Here is a 22,790-nt window from a genome sequence, read left to right as displayed (position 1 = left end):
ACGCACCCTCACCACCGGGACCCTCATCATGCTCGTACCCACGGCCCTGCTGACCCTGCTGTGCCTCGGCAGCGCCACCGCCGCGATCACCGTGCCCTGCGCCCTACGGGCCCGCCGACGAGCCCTGCGCGCGGAGAGCGCGCGGCGGATCGACGCGGCCGAACACGCCCGCGTCGTCGACGCCTTGGCCGCCGCGGAGCATCGGGCGCTGCGCCGGGAGAGCGGGCTGCGCGTCCTCATGGACGAGAGCAAGCACCTCGTCGGCGTGCGACTGCCCGGCCTGTTCCGGCACCTCGCGGATCCCGACGAAGCCATCCCACCGGTCCTGCACCCGCATTTCGCAAACAGCGAGCCCGAGCGGCTGCAGCGGGAGCTGATGGACCTGGTGGCTGCGGCACTGCGTGCGGAACGCGTCGGAGCGCACACGTCGGGCCGGCTCCGGTGCGGCCGGGACCATTGACGGCGCCACGGGAGCGAGTGGCGGATTTTTCCTAGGGCCCCGGCGGTCGCCTCCCCCACTATGGGCCCGCGAGCCACGGACGCGCACACCGTGTCGAGACCACCCGTCGGCATCGCGCTCGCCGTGGTCGCGGACAGCGAGCCCTCGGCCGGCCCCGCCGCACACGTCGACGACGGCCGACCGCGGCGCGAACGACGCGGCGTCCGATCGGCCCGCGGCGCGATTCGATCTGGAGCACCGTGAGCACTACCGCGAACCCGACGCACGGCGAGGCGTCCGTCGAGGAGACGTTGCGACTGTTCCGGGAGTGCTTTCGCGCCCTCGGCGACAACATCGCGCGCGTGCTCGTCGGCAAGCGCGAAGCCATCGACCTGACCCTGATCTGCCTGCTCTCGGGCGGACACCTGCTGGTGGAGGATGTGCCCGGGACCGGCAAGACGACCCTGGCCAGGGCACTGGCGGCGTCGCTGGACGCATCATGGCAGCGCGTGCAGTTCACCCCCGACCTGCTGCCCTCGGACATCACCGGCGTCTCGATGTACCGCCAGACCAGCGGCACCTTCGAATTCCTGCCCGGCCCGGTCTTCGCGCACATCGTCATCGGCGACGAGATCAATCGCGCCTCCCCCAAGACCCAGTCGGCGATGCTGGAGGTGATGGAGGAGGGCCGGGTCACCGTCGACGGCGTCCCGCACGCCGTACCCCGCCCCTTCATGGTGGTAGCCACGCAGAACCCCGTCGACATGTCGGGGACCTATCCCCTGCCCGAGGCCCAACTCGACCGCTTCCTGATGCGCGTCTCGCTCGGATACCCCGACCGTGCCTCAGAGGTCGCGGTGGCCTCCGGCATGGGCGGCGCGCCCTCGGTGGAGACCCTTCCCGTCATCGCGACGGCCCGCCACGTGGAGGAGTTCACCGCGCTCGCCCGCCACCGGGTCGCCGCGATCGCGCCGGTGGTGGACTACGCGGTCGATCTCGCCCGACTCACCCGCGAGTCCGAGCACACCCGACTGGGCGCCGGGCCACGCGGCAGTGTCGCGCTGGTGCGCGCGGCCCGGGTCCGCGCCGCGTCCCTGGGTCGAGGGCACGTACTGCCCGAGGACGTCAAGGCACTGGCCGCGCCGATCCTCACCCACCGGCTGCTGCTGACACCGGACGCCGAGCTGGCCGGAGTCACCGCCGCCGACGTCCTGGCGGACGTACTCGCCCGAGTGCCCGTCCCCCGGCCCGCCCCGAACCGGAACCACACCTGATGCTCTCACCCGGCGGACACGCCGTGCTGGGCACCGGGGTGCTCCTGAGCGGCCTGGGCTGGGGACTGGGCTACCCCGAGGCCGTCGACCTGGGTGCCGCCTGCCTGCTCGCGGTCGTGCTCGCCGCCGCCTGGGCCTATCCGCGACAGTCGATCCGGGCCCGACGCGAGGTGGTACCCGCCAAGGTGGCCCGCGGCGACCCAACCGAGGGCGTGGTGGTGCTGTCCAACACGGGCACCCGCACCGTCCGCGGACTGCGTGCCGAGGACTTCGTCGCGGGAGAACCGGTCTACCCCGTCGCCCTGCCGCCGGTGCCGCCGGGCGGACAGGTACGCGCCCGCTACCCCCTGCCCTCGCACCGGCGCGGCCGGGTGCCCGTGGGCCCGATGCACCTGATTCGCGGCGACCCGCTCGGCCTCGGTCGGCACGCACGCGTCCACGGCGACATCGAGACCCTGTTGGTCCGCCCCCGGACCGTCCCACTGCCGGTGCTGCCCGCCGGACGAACCCACCACCTGGAGGGTCCGACCTCGGACACCGCCCAGGACGGCACCCTGACGTTCCACTCGCTGCGCGAGTACGTCCTCGGCGACGACCTGCGCCGCGTGCATTGGAAGTCCACCGCGCGGATGGGGAGCATGATGGTGCGCCGCATGGTGGACGTGAGCCTGCCGGTCACCACCGTCGTCCTCGACACCGACCCCTCCGCCTACGAAGACCGCGGCGGCCCCCCGGTGTTCGAGGTCGCCGTGGACGCCGCCGCGTCGGTGGCCTGCGCGGTCGCCCGGCACCACTTCCCCCTGCGCTTCCTCACCGGCGCCGGCCCCCTGGACGACGACCGGGGACGAGGCCCGGACGCCGGCCGCATCCTGGACCTTTTGGCCCTGGTGGAGACCGACCCGGGACACACCCTCGCCGCCGCCCTCGACGCCCTGGAACGCCTGCGGCCCACGGACACCCTGGTCGTGGTCACCGGCACCACCGCCACGATCGGCCCGAACAGGCTGGGACGCCTCGGGCGCCGCTACGACCGAGTGGTCGTGATACGGATCGCCCCGGCCCACCACCGGCACCCCGCGCCGAGCGCGCTGCCGCCCGGTGTGGTCGGGATGGACGTCACCGGACTGGACGAACTGGGCGTGGCCTGGCGGGCGGAGGCCCAAAGGTGACCGCGGCACGCCGACGCGCGACCCTGCTCCCGGTGCTGATGCTCGCGACCTGCGTCGGGCTCGCGTTCCATCGTGTCCTGGGCGTCCGGGAGGTCCTGGGCGTCACCGTGCTGTGTGCTCTCGCACCCACGGTGGTGGCGCTCGTGTCCTCGGGAGCCCCGCGGCCCGACCCCGCCTGGGCACACCCGTCGAAGCCCGCGCGCGAGACCGGCAAACCCTTGTGGCCGTCGCTGGTCGCCACCCTCCTCGCGTGGACGTTCGCCATGTCCGCCACCCTGTACCGCGACCGCGCGGCGGCCCGCGTCCTGCCCACCCCGGACCTGATCCGGCGCATGAGCACCGACCTGATCGACGCGCCGCGCACGATCCTGACCACGGTGCCACCCGCGCCCGCACGCCCGAACACCCTGGTCCTGGTCGCCGCGTGTGTGTGGTTCGCCGCGTTCACCGGGACCGAACTCGCGCTGCGCACCCGCACGTTGCTCGTGCCCGCCATCCCGGCCGCGCTCGCCCTGGCGGTTCCCGTCACGCTCGGCGTGGGAGGACCCGGAAGCAACACGATGATCGTGCCCGCGCTGATCGCCTCCCTCGGTCTGCTGCTGCTCGTGCGCGCCCCCGTCACGCGAACATCGGTGCGCACGACCGCCGTCGGCGTTCCGCTGGTGGCGACGATCGTCGTGCTCACCGGAGTACTGGGCCCGCTGCTGCATCGGGCCAACGCCCGGCAACCTCCCGATCTGCACGAGAAGGTGACCCCGCCACCGGGCGCACCGCTGCACGCGGTCAACCCGCTCGATCGCGTCTCCGCGTGGTTGCAGGAACCGGACGTCGCGCTGTTCACCGTACGGGGGAAGGACACCGAACCGCCCTCCGGCGGCGAAGGCTGCTGGCGGCTGGCCGTGCTCGACGACTACGACGGGGTCAGCTGGCTGCCGCCGGCCGGTCTGCGGCCGACCACCGGACGAATCCCGCGACAAAGCGGCCTCGCGCCGGAATCGAGCACACGCGCCGTGTACGGGGTGACCATTCAGGAACTGGACGGCATCTGGCTGCCGGAAGCCGATCGACCGGTACGCGTGGACGCGCCCGGTGTGGAACTGCTGATCGAACCGGCCGGCGGCGTACCGGCCACCGGCTCGGGGCTGCGCCCCGGTCTGCGCTACGAGGTCGAATCCCGGATTCCCCACCACGATCCGGACCGGCTGCAATACCTCCAGGCGGCCGACGACCCCGGGGCGACGTCGCTGCCGACGCCGCGGCTCGGCGACGCCGACGACTCCCCCACTGACTTCTTCCGCGAACAGGCCATGATCGCCACGCGGGGCAGCACCTTCCCGTACCAGCAGGCACTGCGCCTGGCCGATTGGCTGCGCGGCACCTACACGTACGACCGGGGGGCCGTGCCCGGCCACTCGTACCGCAACCTCCGGTTCTTCCTGGAGACGTCCAGGGCCGGCACATCGGAACAATTCGCCGCCGCGTTCGCGGTGATGGCGCGCACCCTCAACCTGCCGTCCCGCGTGGTGGTCGGCTTCACGCGCGGCGACGATCGCGGCGACGGCTCGGTCCAGGTGCGCAGCGGTGACGTGATCGCCTGGCCGGAGATCGAGTTCGCCGACGTGGGCTGGGTGCCGTTCGCGCCGACCCCCGGGCCGACGGCCGACTCGCCCGCGGCGTCGCCGATTTCCCGGGCGGGCGAGCCGGAGCAGGCACCGGAGCAAGCGGCCCCGAAGGAGGCGTCGCGTCGCGAGAAGGACGCCCGGATCGCCGCCGAACCGCGTCCCCCCGCCGGCCACGACGGGCCGACGTCGCGGGCGCACCGCCCCTGGCGACCGCCCCTGTGGTCGATGGCGGCGGTGCTCCTGGGCACGCTGCTCGTGGCACACGTACTGATGGCGGCGGCCGCGCCGCGGCTTACGCGTCGTCGACGTCGCGGCCGACGCGATCCCCACGATCGGGTGATCGGCGCCTGGGAGCAGGTCGGGGATCGACTCGTCCATGCGGGGATGTCGGCGGACGCGACGCGGACCGTGAGCGAGGTGGTCGCGTACGGCGTAGCCCGCCTGCCCGAACCGGGTGGCAGTGGGTTGTCCGAACTCGGCCTGTTGGTCAACGAGTCGGTCTACGCCGGCCGGCCCGTCGAAGCGGCCGACGCGGATGCCGCCTGGCTTCGTTGCACGGCGGTCGAGGCGGCGTTGCGCCACGCGGACGGACTCCCCCGACGGCGGGTGCGGGTATGGCGACGACTGCGCCCCGGCGGGGTGTGGGCGACGCTGCGGGCGAGGGACGGGAGGCGGAGATGATGGCGACGGCCGGCGAACACGACGTGCAGCGGGTGGAGCCGGGCTCATCCGGGCCCGATGGGAAGGCGGATCGGGGTATGGAGAGCCGGGAGTGGACCGGACCGAGGCTCACCGCTCCGCCGGGGTGGCCGAGCGTGGCGACACCACCGAAGCCGATCGACTCGCCGGAATTCCGACCGGAGTCGGCCACGTCCGGGGCGTCGCGCTCGGAAGCGGTGCCCTCCGAGACGGTTCCGCCCGAGGCATCGCGATCCGAGGCATTCGACGAGTCGACGGCGATACCGGCCACGGAGGTGTCCGCCACTCCCCCGCGGTCGTCCGAGTCGGTCGACTCCGCGCCCGCGCCGGACGCGGACGACGCGCCGCTTCCGGACGTGTCCCCGGCCGCACCACCGGACGCGGAGGCCGTGTTCGGTTGGGACTTCACCACACCTGCGGGTCCGGAAGGCGACTGGGCCTTCGGTTCGCCGAAGGCGCGTCGATCGTGGGTGTTGTGGACCGCGATCGGTGCGTTCCTGGTCGTCGCGACGGCCGTGGCCTTCGTGCTGGTCTCGGGTGACGGCACCTCCGAACGAGCGACGTCCCCGAAGTCCGCGCCCCCACAGACGGCCTCCGCGATCGGCCCGGAGTTGCTCGCCGCGTATCAGCCGCAACAGGTGACGCGACGACGCTTCGAAGGCAGCGTGCAGGTGTCATGGTTGCCTCCCACGCGCATCGACGGCGTCGCGGGATACCTCGCGATCGCGCAGAGCCCCGCCGGGGAGTTCCAGAACTCCTCGACGGTGCGCGCCGACGAGCAGATGACGGTCCTCGCGGGGAACGCCGTGACCGCCAACTCCTGTGTCGTGGTGGTGACACTGATCAGTGCCGAGCCCGCCATGAAGGTGGCTCCGAGTGAGCCGGTATGCGCGGCGGACAACCTGGCGCCGAATCCGGCACCCGCCACAACCACCGTCTCGAAGTCCCCGTGAAATGCACGGTCTTTGATCACTACATCGACATTTACCCTCGCGTCTCCTCCAACTCCCCCGCGCCCCCGCCCTGTTCATGCCTCTGACCTGCGCTTTTATCGCGATTCGCGCCTACCGGCCGAACGCCGACTCCCCGAGGTGATTCCCTGGCGGCACGTGCGATCGACGCTCAGATCGTCGTACAGGGCATCGTTGCAGGTCAGAAGGATCGCAGACGGCCCCGGTAGAGGATGCCGGAGAGACCGAGGAGCATGATCCCCAGTCCGTACATGAAACCGATGACCAGCCACTGCCAATTGTTCGGCAGATGCAGGGCGAGGAACCACACGGGCGCGATGGTCCCGTTGATCTTCATGATCGTGGGCACCAGCGCCTGGGGGACGCACGCGATCAGCCCCAGCACGGCGCACATCCACACCATCGGATGCCTTTGCCCGACTCGCTCCCCCACCGGCGACGTCGCGCCGGCTCGGGATGTGTCCGAGTTCGATCCCGTGCGCATGAGGTGCAGGAGTTCCGGCCCACGGGCGATCAGTGTGCGCCGCGCACGCCGTCCGCAGTACAGGGCCGACAAGCACGCCACGAGCACGCACAACACGGCGCCGACCCCGACCGTCGACGCGCTGCCCACACGTTCGCCGACCCACATCACGCCGAACCCCGGGCAGGTCACGGCGCCGATGCCGATCAACACGACGAACGCCTGGCCGGTGACGTTGCCGTGATCCAGGGGTGACGACTTCCGACGCCGCGGATCGGGGCCGGGAACGAGTTGTTCGACGCCGACGAGGAGCATGAGCCCGACACCGCCGGCCAGCGCCCCGAGTGTGGCGGCGACGGCCCAGGGCCATACGCCGGCGCGATCGTTCAGCACTCCCCCACCGAGCATGAGGACGATCGACGACGGCCCGAACAGGGCCATCCACGCGAGCGCCCGCCCGCGTACATCGCGACGCGCGGCCCCGGGAACCAGCAGCGTCAACCACAGGGCGGTGCCGTCCTGCCCGTACGGGTTCGCGGACGTCACCGCCCCCATCACGGCGGTCAGGGCACCGGCGAACGGCAACAGCGCCGTCGAGTCGAAGGCCAGTGGCAGCGCGCAGGACATGATCGCGAACGCCGGTGCCGCGACGAGGGTTTGCACCCGCAAAGGATCACGCCACCAGGCCCGCCACTCCCGCGACACCACCGCGGCGGTGGCTTCGTCGCCCCGGAACCCCGGTCGCATCGCCGGACGTGAGCCCCGCACCGCACCCGAACGTGCCCGCCGGCGGGGCCCCAGGGAGCGCGACCACAGCGTGAACAGCACAACGATCAACACACACAGACCGGCCAGATCCACGGCGACGACACCCCAGTCGGCACGGCCGGCGGCGTCGATGGCCGCCAATCCCCAGCCCGACGGCAGGGCACGTATCACCCACGAGACCCGCGGCGACAATCCGCTCACGAGAACCTCGTCCAAAGCGACGAAGACGATCCAACCGGACTGGCTCGCCACCAACATCGCGGCCGTGCACAGACCCGCGACCGCGGCACCGAGACGTGAACCGGACACCGCGCGAAGAGCACGCCCCGTCAACTGCGAGAGCACAACCACGAACAGGACCTGGAGTACCACGACCGGGACGGCCACCATCACCGGCGCCACCCCCAGACGGGCCGCGAACACCACGAGAGCACCGAACGCGATCAGGGCCACCCCGGTGGGTATCCCGACCAGGGCGGCCCCGAGCAGGCCCAGCGCCAAGACACGACGACGAAGCGGAACAAGCGCGAAGCTCTCCGGGCCGAGAACCGGCTCGCCGCTCCACACGGGGCCGAGCATCCACCCGAAGGTCCACATGGCGAGAACGAGCGCGAGAAGGTCCACAAGGGCCCCGGGGTGCCCCGCCTCGCGTGTGGCGAGCCAGATCGTGCACGACGCCGGACACAGCCCGGCGAAAGCACCGACGAGCATCCACGAGGCCCTGGAGTCGGTCATGCCACGCCGCATGATGGTGAGCTTCATGCGGATCAGGACACCAACCACGGCAGGACCTCCCCCTCCGCCCGCGTGCCTCCCACCAGCTCGACGAAGGCGTCCTCCAACGTGCCGTGCCCCTTGACGAGGTGCAGCGGGCCGGCCGCGACGACGTCGCCCCCGGCCATCACCGCGACGGTGTCGCACAGTTCCTCGACCAGCGCCATGACATGACTGGACAGGAGCACCGACCCGCCGCCGGCCACGAAGCGCCGCAGAATGTGCTTGAGACCGGCGGCCGAAACGGGGTCGACCGCTTCGAACGGCTCGTCCAGCACCAGGAGCTTGGGGGCGTGCAGCAGTGCCGTCGCCAGGCCGATCTTCTTACGCATCCCCGTCGAGTAGTCCACGATGGGCGTGCGCTGGGCGTCCATCAGGTCCATGACGTCCAGCAGTTCGTCCGTTCGCAGTGCGGCCGTCGTGCGATCGAGACGGCGAAGTCGGCCCAGGTATGTGAGCAGTTCGCGACCCGTGAGGTGTTCGGGCATGGCCAGACCGTCGGGAAGCACACCCAAAAGCTCACGAGCCCGGCCGGCCTGTTGCCACACGTCCGCCCCGAACACGTGCGAGGTTCCCGCGTCCGGACGCAGAAGGCCGACGGCCATCGACAGGGCAGTCGTCTTCCCCGCGCCGTTGGGTCCCACAAGCCCGAAAAAGGAGCCGGGTTCGATGGTCAAGTCGAGGCCCGTCACCGCGATCCGCTCCCCGAAGACCTTGCGCAGCCCGTCGAGGCGCAGAGCTGGCGCGGAGGAATCGACCTCTGCGGACCTGCCGCGCTCACCCCGCCGCGTCATGGGCTCACGCTTCCCTCTCCGTCACACACGATTCCGTCCCCGGCCGCCGGGGAGGGCGGCCCGAGCCTCAACCAAGGCATCCTCGCCCCCCATGGCGGCACCGAGCCAGGAAAAACCCGACTGATCGGGCGACCGCCACAACCGACCCCGACCCGCACGGGGTCGTCGGCGCCTCCCGCGGGCGTAGCCTGGCGGTGGTTCACACACAGGCAGGGTGGCGCCCCCGCCGTACACCGCACCGCCCCCGGGGGCAGACCCGAACCTACGGGTAGGGGACACAGTGGCTGACGATCGCGCACAGGAGATCGGCCGGCGCATCCGCGACCGGAGAACCCGACAAGGCATGACCCGCGCTGCGGTTGCCGCAGCCTGCGGGAAGAGTTCCGACTGGCTCAAGAGCATCGAGATCGGCAAACGAAGCACACCTTTGCCCATGCTCCTGCGCCTGGCCGACGTTCTGCACGTGGCGGACCTGACCGAGTTGGTCGGCCGACAGGTGCGCACCATGGACTACGCCCGGCCCGGACACGACGGTCTCGACACCGTGCGTCGCGCACTCACCGCATATCCACTGGCCGGCGCAACCGACGAACCGCCCACACTCGACCGCGTGCGCGCCCGACTCGACGGTGCGTGGCGCACGTGGCACACGTCGCCCCACCAACGGACCGAGATCGGTCGCGTACTTCCCGGCCTCGTGCACGAGGCCGAGCAGGCGGCCGACACCCACAACGGCCACGACAGGCACACCGCGCAAGCCCTGCTGTCCGAGGTTTACCACCTGGCGCAGGCGTACCTGGCCTGGCAGGCCGAGCCGCGGTTGGTGTGGCTCGTTGCCGATCGCGCGATGGCCGCCGCCCGCGCGTCCGGCGATCCGTTGGCCGTTGCGGGCGCCGCCTTCTACCTCGCCCATCTCATCCGAGCCTGCGACGGAGGCGACGAAGCCCAGGACCTGGTATCCCGCGCGGCCGAGTCGCTGCGCCCCCGACTCGGCGACGACCCGAACCGGCTGTTGCCGATATACGGACACCTGTGGCTGTGCGCGGCGTTGACCGCCGCACGTGAGCGCCATGAGGGTGAGGCCCGTAGGCATTTCGACAAGGCCGCCGCGATCGTGCCGAAGCTTCCCGACGGCTACGCCCACCCTTGGCACGGCTTCGGCCGGGCGATCGTCGACCTGTACGACATCATGATCGACGTCGAGGTCGGGCAGGCCGGCGAAGCGCAACGCAAAGCCGACCAACTGGACCCGAGCAGCATCCCCAGCGTCGAGCGCAGATCTCGGCACTGGATCGAACTCGCCCGCGGGGCGCACCACCGCGGCGATCATCTCGCCACCGCGAGCCTGTTGCACAAGAGCTGGCGTGCCAGCCCGGAAACCCTGACCTACTCCCCCAGCGGCCGGTCACTGATTTCCGGCCTGGTCGACAACGGTGGAGCGACCGTGCGTGAGGACGCGCTCAAGCTCGCGACCCGCGTCGGACTGATCGCCGCGTAGCACGCCAGGTACACATCGCGACCGGGGACGATCCGTCCCCGGTCGTCGCATTTACGGCCCGATGCTACGGACATGGACACGTTGCCGGCCGACGAGTGCCACGCACCACGTCTGCGACACGAGCCCCCGGAGCGCACGTGTCCACCCTGGGGACACCCGAGTGGCGTCCGGATCCACCCTCGCCATCAAACCGTGCTCGCAAGAATGTTGGAGTCCACATGACCGACGTCGGGACACTTCACGGGGCCGTCGTGTCCATGGCCGCCTGGAGCATCCATCTCAACCCCGTCGACGGTCACCTGCGGCCGTGGCGCCTGGCCGTCGTGTCCGCCGCGTTGGATGTGCCGGGGCCGCTCGAACGCGCGGCGTTCCACCTCAGCGACACGGACGTGGCGGTCCTCGCCGGCACGGTGCTGCGTCCACCCCGTCCCGAGGACCGGCCACCCGGCAGAGCCCGGGTGCTCCGGGGCGGAATCGGTTTGCGACTGCGGCTGTTCGTCCACGCGATCGATGGCGACCGGCCCGAACCACGCGGCCTCATCCACCTCCGGGAACACCACCGCCAAGTCCTCCTCGACGACATCGCCCGACACCGCCGAGACCTGATCCCCACCGCCACTCCGCCCGACCCCCGGCTATGCCTCGACCCGATGCCCGTCATCGGACTCACCATCGACCAGGTCGCCGCACTTCGCGACCGCTGCGACCACTGGCTGCACAGCGAAGGCATCCGCGCCGCGATCACGGATCGCGAACTCGCAGCGCGCGTCCAGGCCCGGGCCGCGGACCGATGACCCAGCGGACAGCGCCCGATCCCCCCACACATCGGATCGCCCTCGAACGCCCGACGGTTGCCACTACGGCGGACGCCTCGATCCGAGTCGGCGAAAAACTTGACGGCCGTAAAGTTCCGCTGCCGAGAAGACGCTCGGAAGCCGCCCAGCGGGAGCGCGGCAACTCCGCCGCTCCCCCACCGAGATCACGGATCGCGAGCAGCTGCCGAGGCAAAACTTGACGGCCGTAAAGTTCGGACCCTCGCGCCACGCGCACCCGAGCACACCCGGCAACCTCGCATGGGCACTCGGAGAAACTTGACGGCCGTAAAGTTCGACTCCTGCGCCACGCACATCCATGAACCCCCCGGAAGTCCCGTGCAGGTGCTCGGAAAAACTTGACGGCCGTAAAGTCTCGGTGCCGGCCCACCTCCGGACACCGCCCACCCCGGCACGCCAACTCGTCACTCCCCCACCGAATTCAACGGCGGCGCCCCCGCTCCCGGGCGAAACTTGACGGCCGTAAAGTCCGGCTCCGGGCCACGAACGCACCTGGATTCCTCCCCTGATGGCTCGCCCGACCACGAACTTGACGGCCGTAAAGTTCGGTTCGGCCCCGACCCGCATCCGGCGGCCATCGGAGTGCCATCCCGTACGCACCGTCGGGTCGCCGACGCATGGGGGACACATGTCTGCCAAACTGCCATCTGCCCGAAGTACCGGAACCCACGGGAAGCAAACGGAGCACATGGTTGCAAGCGTGTATGTCGTCTCGGTCGACCCTCAGGCGTCCACCGTCTGGTGGGCCGACCGCATCACCGATCTGCCCTTCGATTTCTCCCAGGAGCACGAGACTCCCGAACACCTGAAGCTCCTGAGCGGCGACTCCGCTCTCGTGCACGTCATCGCCAATCAAAAGGGCGGTGTCGGAAAGACCACCACGGCCCTCAACCTGGCCGCCGTGGTGGCGTCCGTCCTCGAAACGAGTGACAACGGCCGCCAGCACGTGTTCATCGACACCCCCGGCAGCCTCCAGGACGAAGACCTCCTGCGCCAGGCACTCGCCGTCGCCGACGACGTGATCGTGCCCCTTCCGCCGGAGCCCCTGGCGTTCGACCCCACGGCACGCACCATCGCCAGGGTCATTCGTCCGACGGGCTTGCCCTTCAAGGTGACCATAAACAACTGGGATCCCCGCGACGGCTCGGTCGACCTGGACCAGACGCGAGAGTACGTCGACGCCCAGGGGTGGCCCCGTACCAAGACGGTGATCCGTCGGTACAAGGTCCACACTCGCGCCGCCGCCGAGGGCCAGGTGGTCACCCAGTACGCCAAGAACAGGGTGGCGATGGAGGCCCGTGAGGACTTCTTCCGCCTCGCGCTCGAACTGGGCTACGGCGGGGGGAACGCCTGATGGCAGGCAAACGCACGAGCCTGGCATCGCTCGCCGGTGAGAAGGTCGAAGACGTCCCCGGCCGCAGCACCCCCACGCTGGTACGTCTGAAGCTCGAGAGCATCGTCCCCACCCCGCTCAATCCACGCACCAACTTCGGCACTCCGGAGGACCTGGCGGAACTCGCCGGGAGCATGCGCCGGCGGCAACTCCAGCCGGTCGTGGTCGTGTCCCGGGTGCTCTACCTCAAGCTGTTCCCGGAGCACACCGACGAGGTGGGCTCGGCCACCTACGTCATCGCGAATGGCGAGCGGCGCTTCCGTGCCGCGACCCATGGTGGCCTCGGAGTCATCGAGGCGGTGATCCGGGACGAGGTGGCCGCGTCGCGGCGGGAGTTCCTGGACGCGGTTCTTTCGGAGAACATCGACCGCAAGAACTTCGATCCGATCGAGGAAGCAGAGGCCGTGGAGGCCATGGTTCTCGAATTCGGCAGTGCCCGCAATGTGGCCGAGCACCGGGGCAAGCACGAGGCGTGGGTGTCCCAGCGCCGCTCCCTGCTGCGCCTGGGGCCGGCCCTGCGGGAGTTGGTGAGTTCGCGGCAGATGCCCGTCGAGAAGGCGCGCAAGCTGGCCAAGGCCACCAAGGACTACGGACTGGACGAGGCGGGGCAACTCGCGTGGTGGGCACTGGAGCAGGATCGGCCCAGGCCCGCCCCGCGTGCCTCGGCGCCGAGCGTCGCACCGGAGGCGCCTCCGGTTCATGACGAGGCTGCGGCTGCGCCGGCGGCACAACCGGCCCCCGTGCCGTCCATCCCTTCGGCTCGTCCGCAGGAATCCGTACCGGTAGTGCGGGACATCCCGGAGGCGCCGTCCGCACCCGCGCGGTCGACCGAGAGCACGGGCAACGGATCCACAAACTTGACGGCCGTAAAGTCGCCGCCCGCACCGGTGGTGGATGACCCGAAGGAGCGGCACGAGCCGCAAAACTTGACGGCCGTAAAGTCGGACACGGACACGCTCGGTCTGCCGTGGCACTCGCCGACGGCCCTGGACCGGTTGTTGCGTCGGCACATGACGGCGGAGCATCGTTCGCAGTTGATCGACCTCTTGAGCGTCGACGCGTGAGCCGGTCGGCTCCGCCGCCCGTCGGGTGTCGGAGCCGACCCCACACGACCACCGTGCCCGAGCGTGGAAGCACTTCCGCCGCCATCGGGCGAACGGCGTCCGTGGCGGCGGGCCCGAGAAAAACTTGACGGCCGTAAAGTCCGACCCCGGCGTCTCGCGGCGACGCGCCCAACCTGCGGCCCCGCCACGCGCACCCCACCGCCGCGACCCGGCCACCGTGTCTGTCGCGTTCTTCCAAGTCCGCCGGACGGCGCCCGGGCAATATGGATCCACCCCGGACGACATGCCGTGCCGACACCCCGGCACCGCCTGCCGGTGAAGGCGAGTTCAATGGTCGCGGTCCGGCACCGCGAGTGAATCGCGCGGATCGCTCACAAAGCGGTCGCGCCGCGGTCGGTGTCTCGCTTGGCGATCCGAGGAAGCCGACAACTGTTGATGTGCGCCGTCAGCCCCTTCGCGGTCGTGAAGGCGACATCCCGAGCCACGCACGGTTCGTGCACGACGCAGCGGTGGGTGAGGATTCCGGCCGGGTCGCTCCAACGGATGTCCCACACCTTCGCACCCTCGTGGACCATGTCGGCGTGCGACGTTCGGTGGGCGTAGGCGATCGCCATCGGTCCACCCCGGGTGGACCGATGGGGGAGTGGACACACGACTTCGGGCTTCCCCGTGGAAGAGCCGCCGAGTGCTCGGCCCTCACCGGCCGACCGTACGTCCGTCGAACCCGCCCCCGGCGCGTCGCGATCGGACACGGACGGGAAGGATCCGGCGTCGGTGGCGGAGCCCTCGGTCACGCCGCCCGTGAACCCGGCGACACCGGAGTGGGCCTCGGGCAGCTTCTGCCCCCGGTCGTACAACGCCGCCACATCCGACAGCGCGATCTCGCATCGGGCACACAGGTCGACCCTCCGCGCGGGCCCGTCCAGGGACAGCGAGTGGGAGGTGATCGCGGGCACGTCCAGGATGCCGTGCATGTCGCACCAGTCGCAGACGCTGGCGATGGTCTGTGCCATCAGACCCCGCCCCGATCACGCCGGCCGACGGCTCGCCGCTGATCCGCCTCGATGCCCATACGGATACTCACCACGCGTAGAACTCCGCGGCCGTCACCGGTGATTCGGCCACGGCCGGGGGGCATCCGGTAGCCGTCCGGATAGTCATAGGTGTTCGAGACGATACGTCCGAACGCGTCGAGGACCTGGTACCGCTTCGTGGGGCAACGTCGGCAACGCAGGACACGGTCGAAGCCACCGTCCTCGATGACTCGCGCGCTGTGCGGACCCCAGTTGTGTCCGAGTTCGCGGCACCGCAGCCAGGAAACGGGTATCTCCGCGGCGTAGCTGCGCACGGAATCGAGGTCGGCCTGTTTCGAGTCCATGGGCGGCACTGTAGTGACCGACCGGCTCGACGGACCAGGATGCGTTTCGGGGTCTCTTCGCTTCGTCCCGAATACTTGGCCCCGGTCTCGTCGGAGCGGTTCCGAGGCCGCGAATCCCTTCATCCGTCACCCACGAAGGGGTAGAGGATGACGCGCTGGGGCGTCTTGGCGGTGGGGGAGCGAAACAGCGCCATACCGCCGACCAGTGGGCCGACGGGCGCGACGACCACGTCCGGGAGTACGTCGGTGCGGCCGGTGGCGATGTCCAGGGTGGCTCCCAGCGGGGGCATGTTCTTGAGCTGGGAGTCGAATTCGCTCTTTTCCAGCGTCCCGTACGCCAGGCCCCGATCGGTCACCGTGCCGAACATGACGCCCTTGAGCTTTTCGTCCGGCCCCAGGCAGACCGCGCGTCCGGCCGAGAGGTCGGCCACGAGCGGGCCCGCCGCGACGTAGCGTTTGTTGGGTGATGTCGTGGGGACGAGCGGCAGTTCCTTCGTTTTGTTCAAAAGATCCGGAAACGCGGTGCAACTCACCGAGGTGATGACGGTCCCGGTGCCGAGGTCGTGCACCGTGTAGAGCACGGGGTCGCCCTTGAGCGGGTCCTGGTCGCGTTTCCACCACAGGGCCACCAGTGCCGTCGACGTCGTACCGAGCGGGATCCCCATCGGCTGATCGGCGGGGGCGACGTTCACACTGGACCACTTCCCGGATATGCCGAATTCGCGAACGCAGTCCTTGCACAGGCGGCCGGAGGAGGAGGACACCTCGTCGGAGGTGGTCTGGCTGAGCATCCCGGCCCTGGTCGGTCGCAGCATGCGAGTGGTGACCTGGCACGGTGAAGTGCGTTCGGGGCAGGTCGCGGTGGCCTTGGTGACGGCCGCGACGTCGGTCGTGGCGCCGGTCAGTGGATTCCACAGGACCGAGGGCGGTGGGGTCGCGGTGGAGGTGGCCGGGGACACCAACACTCCCGCGTCGCCGATCCGCACGGTCGCGTCACGCTCGTTGTCCTCGACCTGCCGCTCGAAGTGTCGTGTCGGCCGCACCCCGGTCCCGGAGGCGGTGGTCGGATACGCATCGATGCTGACCACGCGTTGAGCCCGAACCCGACCGGATTCCGGCGTGGTGCCCCGGCGTACCAGCAGGACGTACTCGCCGGCCTCCGTGTCGACCACGTGCAGTTCGGGGGAGTCCTGGTCGAGCAGCGTACCGGGGGGTTCCGAGGACCACAGGATCGCTCCGGTGCGGGCGCTGCGACCGACGACGAACGGGACGTCCGGGCTCTTGGCGGGGCTCGGGCGTCTACTGGGCGTGGGTGTGGCGCCGCGGGGCGGGATGGTGTCCCGCTCACCGTGGGAGTCGTGCACGTCCACGACGGCGCCCGCCTTCGGTGCGAAGGCGAACACCCGGTCGGCTTCCTCGAAGACGCGCCCGTGGTTGTTGTCGAATCCGTCGGGCACGTTCAGCTTCTCGCTCGCGGGAAGCGGGGACGCGCTGGTGGGGTTCACCGGCTTTCCCGTGCCGGCCGAGCCCACGCACGCGGTCAGGAGCAACGCCGTCGCCGCCATGACCACCAGTCTGCGCATCGTGCTTCCGGCGTCCGCCGCCGTGCGCCTTCCGGCCGGCCGCGTGGCGAGGTGTGGTCGCGAGAGGTGACGCATGCGTCCACCGTCACAGCTCTCGACTCGGTGAAACCGGAAAAAGGCGCCAGGCCGAGACACGGTCGGCACGTCGTTGGGCAACGTCCCCCGCGAAGAGGGCGGTTCGCCGTCCGGGGACGATCGACGAACCGCCGACTCTCGACTCGGCCGGCCGGCTGGCGCGTGTGCGGCCCATGGCCGTCGCGGGGCGGGGTCACGCGGGGCGGATCGCCCCGGTGATGGCCATCGTGTCGAAACGGTCGTAGCGTACGGATGCGTTCGAGTGCGGCGCGTGGATGATCCGGCCTTCTCCGACGTAGATGCCGACGTGCCCGGCGGATCGGTAGAACACCAGGTCGCCTCGGCTCAGTTGGGACAGGGGGATCCGTGTTCCCTTCGCGAACTGGGCATAGGTGACGCGTGGGATCGAGACGTTCGCGGCGGCCCATGCCTGTTGCACCAGGCCCGAGCAGTCGAACGCGTCGGGACCCTCGGCGCCCCATCTGTAGGGTTTGCCCAATTGTCGTTCGGCGAAGGCGATCGCCGCGTCGGCCTTCGACGCGGTCGCGGTGTCCGACGTCCGCGGTGTCGCGGATCGGTCGGGTGTGCCCGACAGCCGCAGGCGTGCGCCGGGGTGGATCAGGTCGGGGTCGCCGCCCACGGTGGATCGATTGAGCGCGTACAGCGCCGGCCAGCCGCCGGGCACCTTCATGGCGCCGGCGATGCGAAAGAGTGTGTCCCCGGGCTCGACCACGTAGGTGGGGGAGTCGGCCGGCGACGCGGGTTCCCGGGTGCGTGAAGTGACCTCCGCGGTCGGCGTCGGCGCGGGCGTCGTCGCGGCCGGGGCGGTGTGCGATCCGGTCAGGCCCGCCCCGCGGGAGCATTGTGGCCAGGCGCCTGGCCCCTGCCCGACGAGGATCCTCTCGGCCACGGCGATCTGCTCGCCCCTGCTCGCCAGGTCGGCGCGTGCGGCGTAGCGCGTGCCGCCGAACGCCTCCCACGTGCTCTGGGCGATCTGGAGTCCGCCGTAGTAGCCGTTGCCGGTGTTGATGCTCCAGTCACCCGAACTCTCGCAGGCGGCCACCTTGTCCCACGCGGCGGCGGAGGCGGCCGACGCGTGGCCGGCCAACAACGCCGGGGCCACCACCGCCGCCGTGAGCACGGAGGCGAGCGCGGGGCCGCGTGAGGAGGGGGGAGGTACCCGGCGGTGCCGCCCCGGATGATGTGCGCGTCGGTGTCTCCCGGTTCCGGAAAGCATGACAAGGCTTCCTCTCCCACGCCCGCGAGGTGAGCTGTCGGGTTCGGGCCGAAGTCGCCCGGTCGCGCTCGCGCGACTTCACCGCGACCGCCGTCGAGTCGACCCGGTGCGGTGTCGTGCCCGGTTCCCCGGCTCCTGCCTGCGGATGTCGAGCCGTACGTGCGCCGGTGGCAGGATTGGGCGTGCCGACGCACGTATGGGTGGTTCCTCGCCGGCGAACTTGCCGTCGGATCCGGCGGGTTGCGCGCCGAGGCGCGTCGTCGTGCGCCGGCTCGGCGGCCCCGGGGAGCGAGGCGCCCCGGGGCCTCAATTCTGCGACCGGAATTCGGTACGCATAGGAGAAAAGCGACGCGACGGACGCGGTCGCCGTGCGAACCACCCCTCCGGATGCGTGCGGTGATGCCGAGACCCGGCGACGCCGGGGGAGTGGCACGTCGCGGCGACCGGCTCGCGAGTTCCCCAACCGTTCCCGGCTCGACCGGGCCGGAGGAACGTCGGATCCCCGCACGAATCGGCGTGTTTCTCCTGTCGCGCACCGCAGGCGCGCGGCCATGCTGCGCGACGGGACTCGTGCGGTTCCGGACATCGACGAGGGACGGGGGAGTGGCCATGTTCCAGCGACGGTCGCCCGGTTCGAACGACATCGGTCCCGAGGTTTCGGGACCGGGAACGAACGCGGGCGCCGGGCCCGCCGGTTCGGTTCGTCGCCTGGTCGAGCGGATACGTTTGGGCCGCCGAAGTCCCACGGCGGTGGTCGCCGTGCTCGCGACCGGGGCGCTGATCGCCGCGTCGGCGATCGTCGGCGTGGGCGCGATGGGCGCGGACGCCGCGGTGTCCGACGTCGGCGCCTGGTTGCCGAGCAACGCCAGGGGCACCGTGACGCACGTGAACGGACTTTCCGGGCGGGTCGACGGCCGGGTGGCCCTGGCCCGGTCGAACGACTCGGCCCTGGAGGTGAGCAACGACGGCGACACCGTCCTGGTCCTGGACCGCAAGACGGGACGGGTCACTCGCATCGACCCCGCGCTGCTGACGGTCGCCCAGACCTCGGACGCCGGCAACCCGGCCGACGACATCGCCACGGGCGGAGGTCGCTCCTGGCGCATCTCGGCGGGCCGGGGCACCGTCCAGGCCATGGACCCGGTCACCCTCGCGCCCCTGGGCGCCCCGGTCGACCTCGGCGCCAAGCCGCTCGGACGCGCCCAGGTGGACGCGGGCGGCACGCTATGGGTGCCGATCTCGGCCACCGGCGAGGTCGTACCGGTGCGGGAATCGCAGAAGGGGCCGGCGATCAAGGTCGCCGAGCCGGGGGGCAGGATCCTGGTGACGCTCGCCTCCGGACGCATCGTCGTCACCGACGTGGTCGGGGCCAAGACCATGGTCGTCACGGACGGGGGCGTCGGGCTGTCGATCACGCTGCCGACCGACATGACCAAGGGCACGGGGGACAAGCTCTCGACGCCGGACGCCACCGAGGGTCCGGTGGTGCCGATCCTCGCGTCGGACACCGGCACCCTGACCCTCGTCGACATCGACAACCGTTCGGTGAAAGCGGTTCCGCTGCGCATCGACAACCACGAGTACGGCGGCCCGCAGGTGCTGGGGGTGCGCGTGTACGTGCCCGATCGCACCACGGGTTCGCTGGTCGTCTACAACACCGCGCAGGCCAGGTTCGAGACCCCGATCAAGGTCACCGGCGTCCCGGGGCCGTTGCAGATCACGGTGCGCGGCGGCCTGCTGTGGGCGAACGACGCCAACAACGCGACGGCCGCGGTGGTCAACGTCCAGGGCCGGGTGCACGAAATCGGCAAGGACGGCACGCCCGGTCGGGACACGCCCGGCGACCGGTCGATCCCCGGCGAGACGATCCCGTCCGCGCAGACCCCCTCCGGGTCGGCCCAGCCGTCGCGTCCGCCGTCGACGTCGCCCGGTCCGCAAGAGCCCGCGGAGGACACGGCGCCGCCCGAGGAGCCGATCACGGTGCCCGCGCAGGAACCTCCGACGTCCCCCGAGCCCCCGTCGAACCCGCCCGAGACGACCGGGCGCGCCCCGAAGCCGGAACGGTCGGCCCCCCCGCCGGCACCGCCGCGCCAGGTGCCGGGGCCGACAGTGACCGTCACCGCCACCGTGACACCGTCGTCCACGCCGGCGCGGCCGTCCAAGTCCGCGCGACCGTCCGCACCGACGGCCACGGCGACCCCCACCGGGACAACCACGTCGTCCGGGCCCCCCGCCTCGTCGAAGCCGACGCGGTCGTCGAGCCCGACCCCGCCCGCCTCCTCACCGCCCTCCGAGGCCCCGATGAAGCCGCCGGGTGTACCCCAGGCCGCGGCGAGCAACGGCAAGATCACGCTGACCTTCACCCCGGCGGCGGGAGCGACACCCACGCGCTACCGGCTCGGCGGCTCCGCGGAGGGTCTGACCCACACCCCGGACTCGATCGCCCCCGGCGGCGCCAAGATGTTCACCGTCTCCGGCGGCAAGTGCGACACCGAGTACAGCTTCTTCGTCATCGCCGACTACCCGAACGGCTCGATGAACTCCGCTCCGTCGACCCCGATTCGACCCTGCACCGCCCCGACCGCCCCCAAGGGGCTGAAGATCACCCCGGGCCAGGGGGGTCACGGGGCCACCTTGGCCTGGAGCGCCTCGACGAACACCGGCGGCGCCCAGGTGTCCTACCAGGTGGCCGTACAGGGCCTGCCGACCGCCACGGTCACCGCCGCCACGCACGTGGTGGGGCAGCTCAAGAACAGCCACGCGTACGCGGTGTCCGTCGTGGCCGGGAACGCCGCGGGCAGCAGTGCCGCGCTCACCGGATCGATCGACCTGACGCCTCCGCCCGTCGACTTCAACGTCGGACCCAACATCGCCAACGGCGTGACCATCGGCATCCACCCCGGGCCCAAGGTCTCGGCCCGCAGCCCCCAGATCCCGGCCGGATACACGGGGAAGATCACGGTTCACTGCCAGACGCGCGGGCAGCGGGTGACGCGCGATCGAGGTGACGAGCCCGCCGCTCCCAGCGACATCTGGGACAGGGTGACGTACACCGCGGGAGGCGCACGCGTCCAGGGCTACATGACCGACCTGTACGTCAGAACCCCGAACTCGGCCGCCGGAACGTTCTCGTCGGCCCGGCTGTGGACCTGCGACTGACCGAAGCGGGTACGAATCGGCCGCTGCGGGAGGGTAGTTCACCGCAGCGGCCACACACGGGCGGTGTCGCGGCGCACCGGTCCGGGCCGAGCCGGATCCACCACGACGCGCCGAAACGGCGTTACGCCGCCCGTTCCGCGGTCGCCGCGGCGGTCGATGCGCGCACGCGGTTGCGGGCGTAGGAGGACGGGGTGACGCCCACGATCTGGGTGAAGTCCCGCGCGAAGTGCGATTCGTCGAAGTAGCCCAGATCCACCGCGATCTCCGTCCACCGCTGCGGCAGACCCGCGGCCAGACGGGCGGCGGCCGTCTGGAGCCGGTACTGCCGAAGCAGCCACTTGGGGGAGATCCCCAGATAGTGCCGAAACAGGCGCTGCAGGGATCGGGTGGACAGGTGACTGTGCCGGCAGACCTCACTGACCCGGGTAATCGACTGCTCGTCGCGCATCATGTCGACGATCTCCTCGACACGGCTCAAACCCTGGTCCCGTTCCTCACCGTGTGACATGCGCAGTCTCGCCCGCACATGTCGCTCGACCACGGCGATCCGCGATCCTGTGTCGGTCGCGGCGCGCAACGCCTCCTCGAAACGGCGGACCTCCGCCGTGCCCCACGACTCGGCCAGCGGCCTGGACCTGTCGGTGTACTGCACGGCCGTTCCGCCCAGCAGGCCGAGCGCGGCACCGGGTCGAAACGCCATGCCGAAGGCGCTTCCCGTCCCGGAGAACCGCACCGTCAGGCGTTTGCGCTGCACGCCGTAGGCCGACACCCGGCCGGAGCCCAGGACCAGGTTCGTCTCGGGATGTCCGATGAAGACCGCCGATCCCTGCTCACCGGGCGGGACCTTCCATCGCACCGTCCAGAAACGGTCGATCACATCGGCGAGTTCGCTTCCGCACGGGTGCCGGTCCGCCGAGATTCGCACATTGCGCATGCCCACGATTCCGATCGCGGGCAGGACCGACCAATTCGTATCGCTCGGGACGGGGTACTGCATGAAGACTCCGATCGAGCCGGCGCCTGATCTCGCGAACACGGAAACAAGCCGTCGCGTCAGACACCGACCGCAGTGTGGTCGGCACGTTCGAGGCGTGGGGTGTTTCGTCGCGGGGGTCAGCGCGTGTCGGAGCGGGCTCGCTCGGCGAGGAACCGGTCGTGACGTCGTTCCTCCGGAGCCGGTGCGCCGGTTGGGGCCGACGGGCCGGTCGGCGGTGCGAGGCGGCATCGGATCCGAGCGGCCACGACGATCGCCCTGTCGCGGACAGGCGTGACGCGCCGCCGACGGCTGTGCCCGTCGCGTGTGCTCGTGGGGTCGATGCCTCGAGTCCGGTTCGACGTGTGCCCGACGGTCGCCGACGACCGTCGCGAGGCCGGTGCGTCCGGTGCCCGGGACCCGGGTGTCTCGGGCGGTGTTCCAGCCGCGAGGGGCCCGTTGGGTTCAGGCGGTGTCTCGGCCGTGAAGGGGCCGGTGGGTATGGGTGTACGTGACCCGGGAGAAGCCGGGCCGAGGGTGGAGTTCATGGATTCTTCGCGTTCCCCGTTGCCCGACGTAGAGGGTTGGTCGAGCGAGTGAAGATCTTGTGATTGCGCTAGAACC

At 70.8% G+C, this 22,790-nt stretch carries 17 protein-coding genes; 10 read left to right on the top strand and 7 right to left on the bottom strand.

Features of this window, described 5'->3' with window-relative positions:
• Positions 1–28: 28 nt before the first annotated feature.
• From EMA17_RS22775 to EMA17_RS22755, 5 genes are all read left to right on the top strand, one after another.
• On the top strand, positions 29–460 hold the full coding sequence (locus tag EMA17_RS22775; RefSeq protein ID WP_126638963.1) for a hypothetical protein: 432 nt from the start codon (positions 29–31) through the stop codon (positions 458–460).
• A 239-nt stretch (positions 461–699) separates the two neighbouring features.
• Positions 700–1,713 carry an AAA family ATPase gene (locus EMA17_RS22770; protein ID WP_246126831.1) on the top strand — a complete coding sequence of 338 codons (1,014 nt, stop codon included), beginning with the start codon at positions 700–702 and terminating at the stop codon, positions 1,711–1,713.
• Positions 1,713–2,882, top strand: coding sequence for a DUF58 domain-containing protein (locus EMA17_RS22765; protein ID WP_126638962.1), 1,170 nt, complete (start codon positions 1,713–1,715; stop codon positions 2,880–2,882). Before EMA17_RS22770 ends, EMA17_RS22765 begins: the two co-directional genes overlap by 1 nt.
• Positions 2,879–5,185 carry a transglutaminase TgpA family protein gene (locus tag EMA17_RS22760; RefSeq protein WP_126638961.1) on the top strand — a complete coding sequence of 769 codons (2,307 nt, stop codon included), beginning with the start codon at positions 2,879–2,881 and terminating at the stop codon, positions 5,183–5,185. The genes EMA17_RS22765 and EMA17_RS22760 overlap by 4 nt, the downstream gene beginning before the upstream one ends.
• Before the next feature lie 293 nt (positions 5,186–5,478).
• Positions 5,479–6,156, top strand: coding sequence for a hypothetical protein (locus tag EMA17_RS22755; RefSeq protein ID WP_126638960.1), 678 nt, complete (start codon positions 5,479–5,481; stop codon positions 6,154–6,156).
• A gap of 199 nt (positions 6,157–6,355) precedes the next feature.
• Here EMA17_RS22755 and EMA17_RS22750 read toward each other — a convergent pair whose 3' ends face one another.
• On the bottom strand, positions 6,356–8,167 hold the full coding sequence (locus tag EMA17_RS22750; RefSeq protein ID WP_126638959.1) for a hypothetical protein: 1,812 nt from the start codon (positions 8,165–8,167) through the stop codon (positions 6,356–6,358).
• A 5-nt stretch (positions 8,168–8,172) separates the two neighbouring features.
• Entirely contained in the window at positions 8,173–8,973 is an 801-nt protein-coding gene (locus EMA17_RS22745; protein WP_126638958.1) for an ABC transporter ATP-binding protein, read from the bottom strand.
• A gap of 214 nt (positions 8,974–9,187) precedes the next feature.
• Between EMA17_RS22745 and EMA17_RS22740 the strand changes: the two genes are divergently transcribed.
• From EMA17_RS22740 to EMA17_RS22725, 4 genes are all read left to right on the top strand, one after another.
• Positions 9,188–10,471: a helix-turn-helix domain-containing protein gene (locus EMA17_RS22740; protein WP_307721557.1), complete on the top strand. Its 1,284-nt coding sequence runs from the start codon at positions 9,188–9,190 to the stop codon at positions 10,469–10,471.
• A 218-nt stretch (positions 10,472–10,689) separates the two neighbouring features.
• Positions 10,690–11,265, top strand: a complete 576-nt coding sequence (locus EMA17_RS22735) for a hypothetical protein (protein ID WP_126638956.1) — start codon at positions 10,690–10,692, stop codon at positions 11,263–11,265.
• Between the two features lie 727 nt (positions 11,266–11,992).
• On the top strand, positions 11,993–12,658 hold the full coding sequence (locus EMA17_RS22730; RefSeq protein ID WP_126638955.1) for a ParA family protein: 666 nt from the start codon (positions 11,993–11,995) through the stop codon (positions 12,656–12,658).
• On the top strand, positions 12,658–13,761 hold the full coding sequence (locus EMA17_RS22725) for a ParB/RepB/Spo0J family partition protein (RefSeq protein ID WP_126638954.1): 1,104 nt from the start codon (positions 12,658–12,660) through the stop codon (positions 13,759–13,761). Before EMA17_RS22730 ends, EMA17_RS22725 begins: the two co-directional genes overlap by 1 nt.
• Positions 13,762–14,132: 371 nt before the next feature.
• Here the strand turns inward: EMA17_RS22725 and EMA17_RS22720 are convergent, their stop codons facing one another.
• The 4 genes from EMA17_RS22720 to EMA17_RS55400 all read right to left on the bottom strand — a co-directional run bounded on the left by EMA17_RS22720 (position 14,133) and on the right by EMA17_RS55400 (position 17,938).
• The gene (locus EMA17_RS22720; protein WP_126638953.1) at positions 14,133–14,774 is read right to left on the bottom strand and encodes a hypothetical protein; all 642 of its coding nucleotides are present in this window, start codon (positions 14,772–14,774) and stop codon (positions 14,133–14,135) included.
• A complete protein-coding gene (locus EMA17_RS22715) occupies positions 14,774–15,139 on the bottom strand; it encodes a hypothetical protein (RefSeq protein ID WP_126638952.1) in 366 nt (121 codons plus the stop codon). Before EMA17_RS22715 ends, EMA17_RS22720 begins: the two co-directional genes overlap by 1 nt.
• A gap of 119 nt (positions 15,140–15,258) precedes the next feature.
• A complete protein-coding gene (locus EMA17_RS22710; protein ID WP_126638951.1) occupies positions 15,259–16,722 on the bottom strand; it encodes a hypothetical protein in 1,464 nt (487 codons plus the stop codon).
• Positions 16,723–16,990: 268 nt separating this feature from the next.
• Positions 16,991–17,938, bottom strand: coding sequence for a transglycosylase family protein (locus EMA17_RS55400; RefSeq protein ID WP_281290531.1), 948 nt, complete (start codon positions 17,936–17,938; stop codon positions 16,991–16,993).
• A gap of 855 nt (positions 17,939–18,793) precedes the next feature.
• On the opposite strand from EMA17_RS55400, the gene EMA17_RS22700 reads away from it, so the two are divergent.
• A complete protein-coding gene (locus EMA17_RS22700) occupies positions 18,794–21,193 on the top strand; it encodes a hypothetical protein (protein ID WP_126638950.1) in 2,400 nt (799 codons plus the stop codon).
• A 121-nt stretch (positions 21,194–21,314) separates the two neighbouring features.
• On the opposite strand, the gene EMA17_RS22695 is transcribed toward EMA17_RS22700, so the two are convergent.
• Positions 21,315–22,190: a helix-turn-helix domain-containing protein gene (locus EMA17_RS22695; RefSeq protein ID WP_160161510.1), complete on the bottom strand. Its 876-nt coding sequence runs from the start codon at positions 22,188–22,190 to the stop codon at positions 21,315–21,317.
• Positions 22,191–22,790: the final 600 nt, after the last annotated feature.

This window comes from Embleya hyalina (assembly GCF_003967355.1).
Classification (GTDB): domain Bacteria; phylum Actinomycetota; class Actinomycetes; order Streptomycetales; family Streptomycetaceae; genus Embleya; species Embleya hyalina.
The sequence above is the reverse complement of the archived record's forward strand: the minus strand, read 5'-3'. Positions and strand labels throughout refer to the sequence as shown.